Origin of the sequence: Micromonospora sp. LH3U1, assembly GCF_028475105.1 — a bacterium.
Taxonomy (GTDB): domain Bacteria; phylum Actinomycetota; class Actinomycetes; order Mycobacteriales; family Micromonosporaceae; genus Micromonospora.
In genome coordinates this window covers 1,026,724-1,038,888 of the sequence record NZ_CP116936.1, presented here as the reverse complement: position 1 = coordinate 1,038,888, position 12,165 = coordinate 1,026,724, and the positions used below count along the sequence as shown (strand labels likewise).

The window sequence follows — 12,165 nt, the reverse complement described above, 5'->3', positions numbered from 1 at the left end:
GTGGCCGGGTCACGCGTCCAGCACGGCCCGGCCGAGCGGAGTCAACGTGTGCAGCACGCTGTTGCGCTCCCGGTGGCTGACCAGCAGGCCGGCTTTGCGTAGCACGGTGGCGTGCTGGCTCGCCGCCGCCGCGGAGATGTTGAGCTTGCGGGCAACCTCACCGGTGGTGCAGCCCTCGTCGCTGGCCTGCAACACCGCCGCCCTCGTGCGGCCGAGCAGCGCCGCGAGGGAGTCGCGGGCAGCACCGGACGAAGCCGCTCCGGTGCGGTCGAGCGGCGCCAGCCCGCCCAGCCGGTCCACCGGGTAGACCAGCACCGGTGGCAACGCCGGGTCGAGCAGGGCGACCGGGGTGCTCGCGCAGAAGTACGACGGCACCAACAGCAACCCCCGGCCATCCAGGTGCATCTCCCGGTTGTGCGGGTAGTGGCGGACCTCCAGCACCCCGCTCTCCCAGTGCATCGTCGGCCGGAGGCTGGTGAGCAGGCCCTCGACACCGCCGTCGACCAGCGCCCGGGCCCGGCGAGCCCGGTCCGCCGCCACCGCGGCCTGGATCCGACTCCAGTACGGGCTGATCGCCAGCGACCGGTACTGCTCCATCGACTCGGCGAGGTGGTGCAGCACCTCCACCTCGCCCCGGGCCAGCGCGGCGGCCGAGGAGGGCAGCTGATTTTCGGTCGCCAGCACGGTCAGGTCCCGGCGCAGCAACTCGGTGGGGGTACGGCGGAGCGCGTCCAGCCCGGCCTCGAAGCCGTCGACGCTGGCGTACGGGGTGAGGAAGTCGGGGAAGTAGCCGCGCGGCGGGTTCAGCGCGAAGAGCAACCGGAGTTGCTCGGAGGCGACGTCCTGACGCAGCCCCCTGGACACGGTGCGCCGCCAGTTCGCGGTCAATGGATCGCGGTTGCGGCCCTGCAGCGCGTGCAGGCTGAGGACCAGCTCCCAGACCGGGTTCGCGGCCGGCGCCACCCGGGTCCGGAGGATGTCCTCCCCAGAAAAGTGGATCTTCAGCATGGCGCGCTCCCGTGTCGCCGGCAGGGGGATGCCAGATGACCGTTCGACTCTACCTGGCCGGCACTAATCTCCATCTTTAAGCCTGGACTGAAAAACCTCGACGTCGCCGGGGCCGGTTCGGCATGCTTCCAGTGCCCGAACACGGTGCCGGCGCGTCCTTGACGCCCCTGGCCCAAGGGCGCCGGGACCGGGGAGGCCCCGGTGATCGGACGGCACCACGAGGGTCCGCGGCCCTTGCTCCGCGGAGGTGCCGTCCGGTCATCCCGCCCCCGCACCATCACCCTCCCGGCTCAGCCGACCCAGAGCGCGACGCGGTGGTCCTCGTCCGTGACGTAGAACGGTCGCCCGTCCAACTCGGCCAGCCCCTCGACGTGGTGGAACGGCGTCAGGTCCGCCACCGACTCCCCGACGAGCCGGCACGCGTCGTCCGACTCACCGCCCGGTAGCCGAAAGCGGACGTGCCGGGAGGTGACGTCACCCCCGCCGGGATGGTCGTCGAGCAGCACCGATCCCTTGCCCAGCGCGTCGATCGAGCCGATCACGGCCGCGTACGCGCCGTCCGCCGTCGGGGTGATCGCGCGGAACCCGGTCAGCTGTCCCGGTGGGGTGACGCCGGTCAACACGTACGCGCGCAACGCCCGCGGCCACGCCCGCGCCGCCGCGAACATGTCCGGCACACCGGCGACCTCGACCATGATCGGCTCACCGGCCTCCGTGACCGGGAACCGCAGCCCGAGCAGCACCGTCCCGGCCGGGGTGAAGGCTGCCGCCTCCACGTTCAACGGCAGGTCGTCCGGGGCCAGCCGGCTCACCCAACTCTTCTCCCGGGCGGTCCCCCGCGCCAACGTCTCCACGATGAACCGGGCCCGCACCCGATCCCCCGGCGGTAACAGGGTCAGCGACGACCCGGCGAGGGCGTCGTTCACCGCACGGTGCAGCCGGAACGAGTTGCGCACCACCTGGACCGGCACCGGCCCGGCCGCCGCGTCGTCCTCCCGGAACCGGGCCACGAAGGCGCGCCGGGGACGCAGCGGGCCAGCCTTCGAACCGAAGTGGGAGCCGAAGACGTACACCCAGCCGTCATGGTGCGCGAGCGCCTCACCATCCTCGGTCCGCCCGTTCTCCACACCGGCGTCCGCCACCACGTGCCGGGCCGTCCACTCGCCGTCGTCCAGCTCCAGCAGCAGCGCCAGGCAACTCTCCACCGGCCCCTCGTCCAGCACCGTCCAGAAGCCCCGCCGGGCGCCGTACGCGCGCAGCAGCACCTCCGACCGCACCGGCAGCAGATCGCTGGCCTCGTTGCCGGCCACCACGAATTCGACGAGTCGCAGAGTCACCGAGCCAGCGTACGGAGCACACGCTCGTACAGTGACGGGGTGCCTGACACCGCGATCACCGAACCGACCGCCCACACGTCCGACCCCGAGGCGTACGCGGCGCTGCACGCCGACGCCACCGCGCTGCTTGAGGGCTGGCAGCCCACCAGCCCGGAGGCGGCCGTCGCGCGGGACCGGACCCTCCGCCTGCTCAGTGCCGGCCCGGTCACGATGAGCCGGCAGCACCGCCCGGGGCACCTCACCGCGAGCGCGCTGGTGCTGGACGCCACCGGCGCGCGGGTGCTGCTCTGCCTGCACGGCAAGTTCGGGCGTTGGGTGCAGCTCGGCGGGCACTGCGAGCCGACCGACGAGACCCTGGTCGCCGCCGCGCTCCGCGAGGCCACCGAGGAGTCCGGGATCGCCGGCCTGCGCATCGACCCGGTGCCGATCGACGTGGACGTGCACCCGGTGCAGTGCCAGGGCGGTTCCCTGCACCACGACATCCGCTTCGCCGTGCTCGCCCCGCCCGGAGCGGTGGAGCAGGTCAGCGACGAGGCCGAGGAGCTGGGCTGGTTCCCGCCGGACCAACTACCCGAGCCGCTGGCCGGCGGGACCGTGCAACTTGTCGCACCGGCCCTCGCAGCCCTCAGACGTAGCCCTCTTCGCCCCGCCCTTTGAGCTCGTCGACCAGGGCCTTGACCTCCTGGGCCCGGTCCCGCGGGCAGACCAGCACCGCGTCCGGGGTGTCCACCACGATCAGGTCGTGCAACCCGAGGACGGCCACCAACCGACCGGACTGCGGCACCACCACCAGGTTGGTGCTGTCCTGTAGCAGCACACCCGGCTTGGCGTCGGTGCCGAGCACCACGTTGCCCGCGTCGTCGGCCGGCAGCACGTCGCCCAACGTGTGGAAGTCACCGACATCGTTCCAGCCGAAGTCGCCCGGCACGGTCGCGACACGACCCGCGGTGGCCGCGCCCTCCATCACCGCGTAGTCGACGGAGATCTTCGGCAGGGTCGGCCAGATCGCGCCGAGGATCTCGTCCTGCTCCGGGGTGCCCCAGGCGGCGGCGATCGCGGCGACGCCGGCGTGCAGCGCCGGCTGCTGGCGGGCCAACTCGGCGAGGAAGACGTCCACCCGCCACACGAACATGCTCGCGTTCCACAGGTGCCGGCCCGAACGGACGTACGCCTCGGCGACCTCGGCGCCCGGCTTCTCCTTGAACTCGGCCACCGGCCGCCACGGCGAACCCTCGGTCTCCTCGCCGGTCTCCAGGTAGCCGTAGCCGGTCTCCGCCCGGGTCGGGGTGATCCCGACGGTCATCAACATGCCCTGCTCGGCCCCGCGGACCGCCTCCTGGACCGTGCGGACCCAGCTCTCCGGGTCGCGGATCAGGTGGTCGGCCGCGAAGCTGCCCATCACCGCGTCCGGGTCCCGCACCGCGATCACCGCGGCGGCCAACGCGATCGCCGCGCAGGAATCCCGGGGCGACGGCTCGACCAGGATGTTCTCCTCCGGCAGACCGGTCAGCTGCCGAGCCACCGCCGCGACGTGCGCGGCACCGGTGACCACAAGGGTCCGATCCGGTGTGGTCAGCGGCGCGAGCCGTTCCACGGTCGCCTGGAGCAGCGAAGCGCTGGTGCCGGTCAGCGGGTGAAGGAACTTGGGGTGGCCAGCGCGGGACAACGGCCACAACCTCGTGCCACTGCCACCTGCCGGAATGACCGCATAAAGCATCCGCCCATCATGCCCGACGCACCTTCCCGAAGTGGCACGGGTCACCGCCGCGACCGGGAGGGGTCACGAACTGGCGCGACTCCAGGCGGCGATGTGCACCTCGGCGCTGGACTCCCAGGTGAACTCCTTGGCCCGGTCGAACCCGGCCTTCGCCAGCGACAGCCGCCGCTGCTCGTCGTCGAGCAGGGCCGCGAGGTCGGTGCCGATCTGCTCCGGGTCCTCCGAGGTGTACGCGACCGCGTCGCCGCCCACCTCGGGCAGCGAGAGCCGGGGCGTGGTCAGCACCGGGGCGGCGCACGCCATCGCCTCCAGGATCGGCAGCCCGAACCCCTCGCCGTAGGACGGATAGGCGGCGACAAGTGCGCCACCGAGGAAACCAGGCAGGTCGGCGTAGCGCAGGTAGCCGGGGCGCAGCAGACGCAGGTGCGACGGGACCTCGGCCACCGCCCGGTCGATGTCGTCGTCGTGCCCCTGGCCACCGGCGATCACCAGGGCCGGTGGGTCGACCCGGTCGGCCACCGCACGCGCCCAACCACGAATCAGGTTGGGCACGTTCTTACGCGGCTCCTTGGCACCGAGGAAGGCGACGTAGCTGCTGTTGCCCAGCCCCAGCCGGGCGCGTACGCGGGCCTTCTCCTCCTCGGTGGGGGCGTGGAAGGCGGCCTGGTCGACACCGTGGTAGGCCACGTCGATCCGCGTCGGGTCGGCGTCGAGCAGCCGGATCAGCTCGTCCCGGGTGGCCTTGCTGGGCACGATCACCCGGTTGGCGCGGCGCAGCGAGGTCTTGATGGCGCTGCGGAAGAACGTGCGGCGGGACTTGTCGTAGTGCTCCGGCTCGGTGAAGAACGTCGCGTCGTGCACGGTGACCGTGACCGGGCAACCGGCCCGCAGCGGGCAGGTGTAGAAGGGCGAGTGCAGCACGTGTGCGCCCACCTGCTGGGCGAGCAGCGGCAGGCCGGTCTGCTCCCACGCGAGCCGGGCCGGGCGGTGCGCCACGGCGGCCGGGGCGGGGATGATCTCCGCGCCGGGCAGCATCCGGGTGTAACGCTCCAGGTCGGTGCGGAGGCTGACCACCGCCAGTTCCACCCCCGACCCGCACACCTTGCCGAGGGCACCGAGCAGACCGTCAACGTATCGACCGACACCACCACGGTCGGCGGGGACACTCGTGGCGTCGATGAGCACGCGGGGCGGGCGACCGGCGGTCACGGGGCGACTCCTTGCACGGGTCTGTGGGAAAAAACACTCCGGGGGCCAAGCCTACGCCGGGGCGCGGGGCCGACGCTGACTGCGACCCGACGGTACGCCGACTTGTCATCGTCATCGAGTACGGCCCGCAGGGGCGTATCGTTCGCGCCGATGGCCGACAACATTGCCCGGGTGTTCGCCGACGCGATCGCGACCGACCCGACCCGACCCTTGCTCACCTGGTACGACGATGCCAGTGGCGACCGCACCGAGCTTTCCGGCGCCACATTGGCGAACTGGGTGGCGAAGACCGCCAACCTTCTCGTCGACGAGGTTGGCCTCGCCCCGGGCACCCCGGCCGGCGTGTTGCTGCCGCCGCACTGGCAGGCCGCCGCGGTGCTGCTGGGCTGCTGGTCGGCCAAGCTGAGCGTCGTCGACACAACGGGCGACGTGGATGTGCTCTTCGCCGCCATCGACCGGCTGGACGAGGCGCAATCCTGGCCGGCCGACGAGCGGTACGCCCTGGGGTTGGCCCCGCTCGCCGCACCGCTACGGCAGGTGCCACCCGGGTTCGCCGACTACGTGGTCGAAGTACGCCGGCACGGTGATCAATTCACCCCGCAACCCGGGCCGGGCCCCACCGACGAGCACCTGCTGGCCCGCGCCGAGGCCCGCGCCGCGGAGCTGGGCATCCTTCCCGGCGCCCGGGTCCTCGTCGACGCCGCCCGGCACCCCGACCCGGTCGACTGGCTCCTGGCCCCCCTGACCCAGGCCGCCACCGTGGTCCTCTGCGCCAACCTCGACCCAGCCCGCCTAACCGCCCGCCTAACCACAGAAAAAGCCACCCACACCCTCCCGTAACCCTCCGCCCGGCGCCCCCTTGGCCCTCCGGCGGCGCGCGGAGGCCCACGGGCGCGCCCCGCGCGCCCCGCGCGCCCCGCCGCGCCCCCTGTTCTCGTCGATCTAGGGCATATCGCTGTGATCGGAGATCATCCGACGACGATATGCCCTAGATCGACGGGGCGGGGGCGGCGGCGGGGCGCGGCGGGGCCGCGGGGGCGGGGTGGGGGCCGCAGGGGCGGCGGCGGGGCGGCGGGGCGGGCGGCGGTGGGGTTAGGCGGGGGTGTTGTTGGGGGATCGGCGTTGGGCTAGGGCTGCGAAGGCTGTTAGGGATTCGGGGTTGGCTAGGGCGCCCTTGGCTGCGGCCTGGTCGACCGGGGTGCCGGTGAGGATCTTCTTGACCGGGACCTCCAGCTTCTTCGCCGACAGGGTGCGGGGCACCGAGCGCACCTGGTGGATCTCGTCGGGCACGTGCCGGGGCGAGAGCGCGGTCCGCAGTTCGCGGCAGATCTTGGTGCGCATCGGGTCGTCCAGCTCCAGACCCTCGTCCAGCACCACGAAGAGCAGCAGCTCACCGGCGCCACCCTCGTCGTCCTCCAGGTGCACGACGACCGAGTCGAGCACCTCGTCCAGCCCTTCGACCACCGAGTAGAACTCGGCGGTGCCCAGCCGCACCCCACCACGGTTCAGCGTGGCATCGGAGCGTCCGGTGATCACGCAGCCGCCCCGCTCGTTGATGGTGATCCAGTCGCCGTGCCGCCAGACACCCGGGTAGACGTCGAAGTACGCCTCCCGGTATCGGGTGCCGTCCGGGTCGTTCCAGAAGCCCACCGGCATGCTCGGCATCGGCTCGGTGATCACCAGCTCGCCCAGCTCACCGATGACCGGGGTGCCGTCGGCGGAACGGGCCTCCACCTTCGCGCCCAGCGCACGGCAGGCGATCTCACCGGCGTACACCGGCAGCAGTGGTACCCCACCGACGAAGCCGGTGCACACATCGGTGCCGCCGGAGAGCGACTGGAGTTGGAGGTGGTCGCCGACGGTCTCGTACACCCAGTGGAAGCCCTCGGCGGGCAGCGGCGCACCGGTGGAACCCACACCCCGCAGCGCCGACAGGTCGGCGACGTCCCGGGGCACCAGCCCGGCCTTGCGGCAGGCCAGCAGGAACGGCGCGGAGGTGCCGAAATACGTGGTGCCGGTCTCCGCCGCAAGCCGCCACATCCCACTGAGATCGGGGTGGCCCGGGTTGCCGTCGAAGAGCACGATGGTCGCGCCCACCGCCGGACCGGAGACCAGGAAGTTCCACATCATCCAGCCGGTGGTGGTGAACCAGAAGAACCGGTCGGTGGGGCCCAGGTCGTGGTGCAGGGCGAGCATCTTCAGGTGCTCCAGCAGGATGCCGCCGTGGCCGTGCACGATCGGCTTGGGCAGGCCGGTGGTGCCCGAGGAGTAGAGCACGTACAGCGGGTGGTCGAACGGCACCGGCGTGAACGTCAACGGCTCGTCGGTGGGCGCGGCCAGCTCGGCCCAGCCCAGCACACCCTCCGGTGCGGCCGTCGGGTCCAGGTACGCGATGCTGACGGTGTGCCGCAGCGACGGCAGAGCGGCCCGGATGGCGGCGACCTCGGCGCGCCGGTCCACCGGCTTGTCGCCGTACCGGTAGCCGTCCACGGCGACCAGCACGGTCGGCTCGATCTGCTGCCACCGGTCGGTGACACTGCGGGTGCCGAACTCGGGAGCGCAGGACGAGAAGATCGCGCCCAGGCTGGCGGTGGCCAGCAACAGGACGTACGTCTCCGGGATGTTCGGGGCGTACGCCGCCACTCGGTCACCGGCGGTGACGCCGAGCCGGCGCAGCCCGGCCGACACGCGGCGGACCTGCTCGCGAAGGTCCCCGGCGGTCAGCGTGACCGGTGGTCGCGTCTGCCCGTGTGCGACGACCACCGGGTCGTCGTCGAGACGCCCCGGCATCCGCAGGACGTTCTCCGCGTAGTTGAGCGTGGCCCCGGGGAACCAGCGGGCGCCGGGCATCCCCCGCTCGGCCAGGGTGGCGGTCGGCGGGGTGTGTGCGACCACCTCGAAGTGGTCCCAGATCGAGCGCCAGAACCCGTCCAGATCGGTGGTGGACCAGCGCCACAGCGCGTCGTAGTCGGCGAAGTCCAGCCCACGGTGCTCCCGCAGCCAGCGCAGGTAGCCGCCGATCCGGGACCGCTCGCGTACGTCCGCCGGCGGCGCCCACAGCATGTCACCCACTGTTCCACCCTCCCCTGGCCCGACACGACACTGTGAATGGGCCGTGGCGCCATCTTGCCCTACCTCGAAGCGCCATTCTGCGCACCGGGTACGCCAACCGACGCGTGCCCACCCCACACTCCACCCCGCCACCTCATGTGGGTCAGCCGGCGCGGTGGGCCTGGATGGCGCGGCGGCGGGCAAGACGGTGCGCGCGACGGATCTCCGCCTCCTTGTACCGGCGCTCGTCCTCTGCGGTCTCCGGCAGCACCGGGCGGACCACCCGCGGCGCCCCGCCCACGTCCACCCCGACGAAGACCAGGTACGCGGTGGCCACCCGGACCGGCGCGTCCTCGGCCGAGTCCCATCGTTCGGCGACCACCCGCACGCCCACCTCCATGGAGGTCTGGCCGGTCCAGTTCACCTGCGCGTGCGCGTGCACGAGGTCGCCGACCCGGACGGCCTCGGAGAAAACGATCTCGTCGATCGCGGCGGTCACCGCGGTTCCGCCGCTGTGCCGGGCAGCAGCGGCGCCGGCCACGTCGTCGACGAACTTCATCAGAACCCCGCCGTGCACCGTGCCGTAGAGGTTCACGTCCACAGCGGTCATGATCTTGCTCAGCGTGACGCGTGAGTACGACGTCGGCTTGCCGATCGGAGGGGCGGAGAGGTGCTCAGTCATGACGAAAACGGTACGGTGCGCGGATGCGACATCTCTGGAGCTTCCTCGCCGGGCTGGTGGTGGCGCCCATCACCTGGGTGCTGGTCACACTGGGGCAGGACGGGTCGAGCCGGACGGTCGACCGCTGGGTGGAGACCGGCACGTTCAACACCGCCAACCTGATCGAGCCAGCCGTGTACCTCGGTGTCGGCGGTGTCCTGCTGGGCCTGCTCGGCACGCTGCGCTTCTCGCCGCTGGGCCCGCTGGTGGCTGGATTGCTGCTGGTCATCCCGTACATCGGGATGTTCGTGGCGCCCTTCTCGGTGCGGGACGCGATCCCGCACGGGTGGAAGGTGTTCGGCGATCCGCTGCCGCTGCGTCTGCCCGTGGAGAACGGCACGCTCTTCCTGGTCGGCCTGCTGCTGCTGATGGCGACCTTCAGCGTGCAGCGTTGGCGGCAGTGGCCGAGCCCGGCGACCGAGCCGGCCACCGCGCCGGTCCCCGGGCCGGACGGCGGCCCGCGCCGCGACGACTTCACGCCGACCGACTGGCCGTCCCCCGCGCCCGCGGAGCGCGAAACCGCGCCCCTCACTCTGGGTTACCCGGCCGATTCGACACCGACTGACCCGCTGCCACGCCGGGTGGGTGGCGAGTCGCCCTGGTCGGCCCCACCGCGCGGCCAGTCGCGCCCCGAGGACACCACCGAGATCCGCTGATCGTCGGGGCGGGCCGGGCGACCGGCCCGCCCCCTGTCAGGGCCTGGGCTCCGCCGAGGTCCTGGACGCGGTGCGGCATAGCAGGTGCTAGTGCAGGGCGACCGCCAGGTCCGGGTCGACCGTGCCGAGGCTGGCGCGGGGAACGACGAGGAGCATGACGATCAGCGCGGCGGCCATGCCGCCGGCGATGACGATCGCCATCGGTACGCTCCCGGTGCCGAACAGGCCCGCCAGCGGCGCCGACACCGCACCGATGCCGAACTGCACGGCACCGAGCAGGGCCGCGGCGGTGCCAGCGGCTTCGCTGTGCCGGCTCATGGCCAGCGCCGGAGCATTCGGCAGGGCCAGACCAGCGGCGGCCAGGACGAGCCACAGCGACGCGAGCAGGGTGCCCAGTCCACCGAAGCCGGTCGCGGCGAACATGACCAGCAGGAGCCCGGCCGCCGTTCCGGCGATCAGGGCACTGATCAGGATCTGCTGCGGGGTGTAGCGGCGGAGCAGCCGGACGTTGAACTGGGTAGCCGCGATCAGGCCCACGGCGCCGGCCCCGAAGGCCACGCCGAACTGCTGCTCGTCGAGGCCGTACTCCTGCTGAAGCACGAACGACGACCCGGAAACGTACGCGAACAGGGCCGCCATCGCCAGCCCGGCGACCAGCACCAGGCCGACGAACGCCCGGTCGTTGAGCAGCCCTCGGTAGTCGCGCAGGGTGGCGCCCACCCCACCCGTGCGCCGCCGCGCCAGCGGAAGGGTCTCCGGGAGCCGGAGCGCGGCGACGACGATCAGCAGCGCACCCAGCACCGCCAGCGCCGCGAAGACACCGCGCCACTCGGTCCAGCGCAGCAGGCCGCTGCCCAGGGTCGGCGCGAGGATGGGCGCCAGGCCCATGACGAGCATCAGGCGGGAGAAGATCCGGGCGAAGGAGGCGCCACTGAACAGGTCGCGGACGACGGCCGTCGCGACCACGGTGGCGGCCGCGACGCCGAGCCCCTGCAGGACGCGCAGCGCGCCGAGCACTTCGATGTTGGGCGCGAAGACGCAGAGCACGGATGCCGCGATGTGCACGGCCAGCCCGGCCAGCAGCGGCAGACGCCGTCCGACCACGTCGGAGAGCGGCCCGATCAGCAACTGGCCCAACGCGAGGCCGACCAGCGTGCCGGTCAGCGTCAACTGCACCGCGGTCTCGGTGGTCTGTAGACCCGCCGTGATGGCGGGCAGCGCGGGCAGGTACATGTCGATGGTCAACGGCCCGATCGCGATCATCGCGCCCAGCACGAGGACGAGTTGGACCCGCTGGCGGTTGGTCATCAGGTCGCCGGGCAGCACTTCCTCGGTCGTACTCGGCTCTACCCCGCGGGTGCCGGGGCCGGTCTTGTCCACCAACTGCTTCATCATCTCGTTCTCTCTGCGGAAGCTGGTGCGTCGTCACGCGCGGTGCGGGGCGGCATCGCACCCACGAATGCGGCGGGCACGGTGTGAGGTGCCCGACATTGGACAGCGAGAAAGTGACGAGGCAGGGGTCGTGGCGGGGTGGCCGGATGAGGCGATCATCCGATGGTGATTCTCTCGGTCGCCAACGTCCAGGAGGGGTACGACGTTCCCGATGTGTGGGGAGTCACGCCGCCCCGGTCCCTTATGTTGACGACGCCGGCCGGCGGACGACCTCAGAGTGGGCAGCCGGCCGCCATCGAGCCTCCCACCGCCAGAACGGCACGGACCGTGCGCAGCAGGGCACCCCGGGAGGTCATCGGAAAGAAGTGGCCGCCCGGCAGCACGTGCAGGGCGAACCCCGCCGACGTGTGCTCACGCCACGGCGCAACCCGCTCCGGGGGCACGTCCTCGTCCCGGTCCCCCGCGAAGGCGACGATCGGGCAGGTCAGCGGCGGCTCCGGCGCGTACTCGTAGGTCTCGCAGACCGAGAAGTCGGCGCGGATCGCCGGCAGCAGGAGTTCGAGCAGTTCGGGCTCGGCCAGGATCTCCTCGTCGATACCGCCCAGCTTGCGCAGCCGGTCGACGACGATCGCGTCCGGCTGGTCGTGGATGTTCGGCGACGTGCGCCGCAGCCCTGGCGCGAGGCCACCAGCGGCGAAGAGAATCCGGGGCGGCGGCGCTCCGCGCCGGCGTAGCTCACGGACCAGCTCGAAGGCCACCAGCGCCCCCATGCTGTGCCCGAACAGGGCGTACGGCACGTCCAACTCACCGGCCAGCGCCGACGCGAGGACTTCTACCAGCGGCCCTACCTGCGTGTACGCCGGGTCGCGCCAACGGGACTGCCGGCCGGGCAGCTCGACGGGGCAGACCTCGACGTCGGCGCCCAGCAGCTCCTGCCAGCCGGTGTATGCCGAGGATCCCCCGCCGGCGTACGGCAGGCAGATCAGTCGGACAGCCGGGACGGCGCGGCGGCGCGGCGGCACGGCGAGCCAGCCCTGGGCACGGCCGGCCGGGTGTGTCGTGAGGCGATTCACG

11 protein-coding genes are annotated in these 12,165 nt (G+C 72.2%); 3 read left to right on the top strand and 8 right to left on the bottom strand.

The genetic code is table 11. The features are described 5' to 3' along the window. Positions 1-9 precede the first annotated feature (9 nt). Both PCA76_RS04815 and PCA76_RS04810 read right to left on the bottom strand, forming a co-directional pair. On the bottom strand, positions 10-1,008 hold the full coding sequence (locus tag PCA76_RS04815) for an ArsR/SmtB family transcription factor (RefSeq protein WP_272615569.1): 999 nt from the start codon (positions 1,006-1,008) through the stop codon (positions 10-12). 290 nt (positions 1,009-1,298) lie between these two features. Further along, on the bottom strand, positions 1,299-2,345 hold the full coding sequence (locus PCA76_RS04810) for a hypothetical protein (protein ID WP_272615567.1): 1,047 nt from the start codon (positions 2,343-2,345) through the stop codon (positions 1,299-1,301). A gap of 39 nt (positions 2,346-2,384) precedes the next feature. Between PCA76_RS04810 and PCA76_RS04805 the strand changes: the two genes are divergently transcribed. Next, positions 2,385-3,002 carry an NUDIX hydrolase gene (locus PCA76_RS04805; protein WP_272615566.1) on the top strand — a complete coding sequence of 206 codons (618 nt, stop codon included), beginning with the start codon at positions 2,385-2,387 and terminating at the stop codon, positions 3,000-3,002. Here the strand turns inward: PCA76_RS04805 and PCA76_RS04800 are convergent. Beyond that, a complete protein-coding gene (locus PCA76_RS04800; RefSeq protein WP_272615565.1) occupies positions 2,971-4,062 on the bottom strand; it encodes a mannose-1-phosphate guanylyltransferase in 1,092 nt (363 codons plus the stop codon). The genes PCA76_RS04805 and PCA76_RS04800 overlap by 32 nt on opposite strands. A 63-nt stretch (positions 4,063-4,125) precedes the next feature. Then, positions 4,126-5,271, bottom strand: a complete 1,146-nt coding sequence (locus PCA76_RS04795) for a glycosyltransferase family 4 protein (RefSeq protein ID WP_272615564.1) — start codon at positions 5,269-5,271, stop codon at positions 4,126-4,128. A 150-nt stretch (positions 5,272-5,421) separates the two neighbouring features. On the opposite strand from PCA76_RS04795, the gene PCA76_RS04790 reads away from it, so the two are divergent. Further along, positions 5,422-6,111 (top strand): TIGR03089 family protein, encoded by a 690-nt coding sequence (locus PCA76_RS04790; RefSeq protein ID WP_272615563.1) that lies wholly within the window; start codon positions 5,422-5,424, stop codon positions 6,109-6,111. Positions 6,112-6,363: 252 nt separating this feature from the next. On the opposite strand, the gene PCA76_RS04785 is transcribed toward PCA76_RS04790, so the two are convergent. Further along, the gene (locus PCA76_RS04785; protein ID WP_272615561.1) at positions 6,364-8,343 is read right to left on the bottom strand and encodes an acetoacetate--CoA ligase; all 1,980 of its coding nucleotides are present in this window, start codon (positions 8,341-8,343) and stop codon (positions 6,364-6,366) included. Positions 8,344-8,485: 142 nt separating this feature from the next. Then, on the bottom strand, positions 8,486-9,004 hold the full coding sequence (locus PCA76_RS04780) for an acyl-CoA thioesterase (protein WP_272615560.1): 519 nt from the start codon (positions 9,002-9,004) through the stop codon (positions 8,486-8,488). Positions 9,005-9,027: 23 nt separating this feature from the next. On the opposite strand from PCA76_RS04780, the gene PCA76_RS04775 reads away from it, so the two are divergent. Further along, positions 9,028-9,699 carry a hypothetical protein gene (locus tag PCA76_RS04775; protein WP_272615559.1) on the top strand — a complete coding sequence of 224 codons (672 nt, stop codon included), beginning with the start codon at positions 9,028-9,030 and terminating at the stop codon, positions 9,697-9,699. An 87-nt stretch (positions 9,700-9,786) separates the two neighbouring features. On the opposite strand, the gene PCA76_RS04770 is transcribed toward PCA76_RS04775, so the two are convergent. Both PCA76_RS04770 and PCA76_RS04765 read right to left on the bottom strand, forming a co-directional pair. Further along, positions 9,787-11,007, bottom strand: coding sequence for a multidrug effflux MFS transporter (locus tag PCA76_RS04770; RefSeq protein ID WP_272619189.1), 1,221 nt, complete (start codon positions 11,005-11,007; stop codon positions 9,787-9,789). A gap of 356 nt (positions 11,008-11,363) precedes the next feature. Then, positions 11,364-12,164 (bottom strand): thioesterase II family protein, encoded by an 801-nt coding sequence (locus tag PCA76_RS04765; RefSeq protein WP_272615558.1) that lies wholly within the window; start codon positions 12,162-12,164, stop codon positions 11,364-11,366. Position 12,165: the final 1 nt, after the last annotated feature.

Bases quoted from the DNA above. Each gene is read 5' to 3' on its own strand.
- PCA76_RS04815 (WP_272615569.1), bottom strand. From the start codon at position 1,008: ATGCTGAAGATCCACTTTTCTGGGGAGGACATCCTCCGGACCCGGGTG.
- PCA76_RS04800 (WP_272615565.1), bottom strand. From the start codon at position 4,062: ATGCTTTATGCGGTCATTCCGGCAGGTGGCAGTGGCACGAGGTTGTGG.
- PCA76_RS04790 (WP_272615563.1), top strand. From the start codon at position 5,422: ATGGCCGACAACATTGCCCGGGTGTTCGCCGACGCGATCGCGACCGAC.
- PCA76_RS04780 (WP_272615560.1), bottom strand. From the start codon at position 9,004: ATGACTGAGCACCTCTCCGCCCCTCCGATCGGCAAGCCGACGTCGTAC.
- PCA76_RS04775 (WP_272615559.1), top strand. From the start codon at position 9,028: ATGCGACATCTCTGGAGCTTCCTCGCCGGGCTGGTGGTGGCGCCCATC.
- PCA76_RS04770 (WP_272619189.1), bottom strand. From the start codon at position 11,007: ATGACCAACCGCCAGCGGGTCCAACTCGTCCTCGTGCTGGGCGCGATG.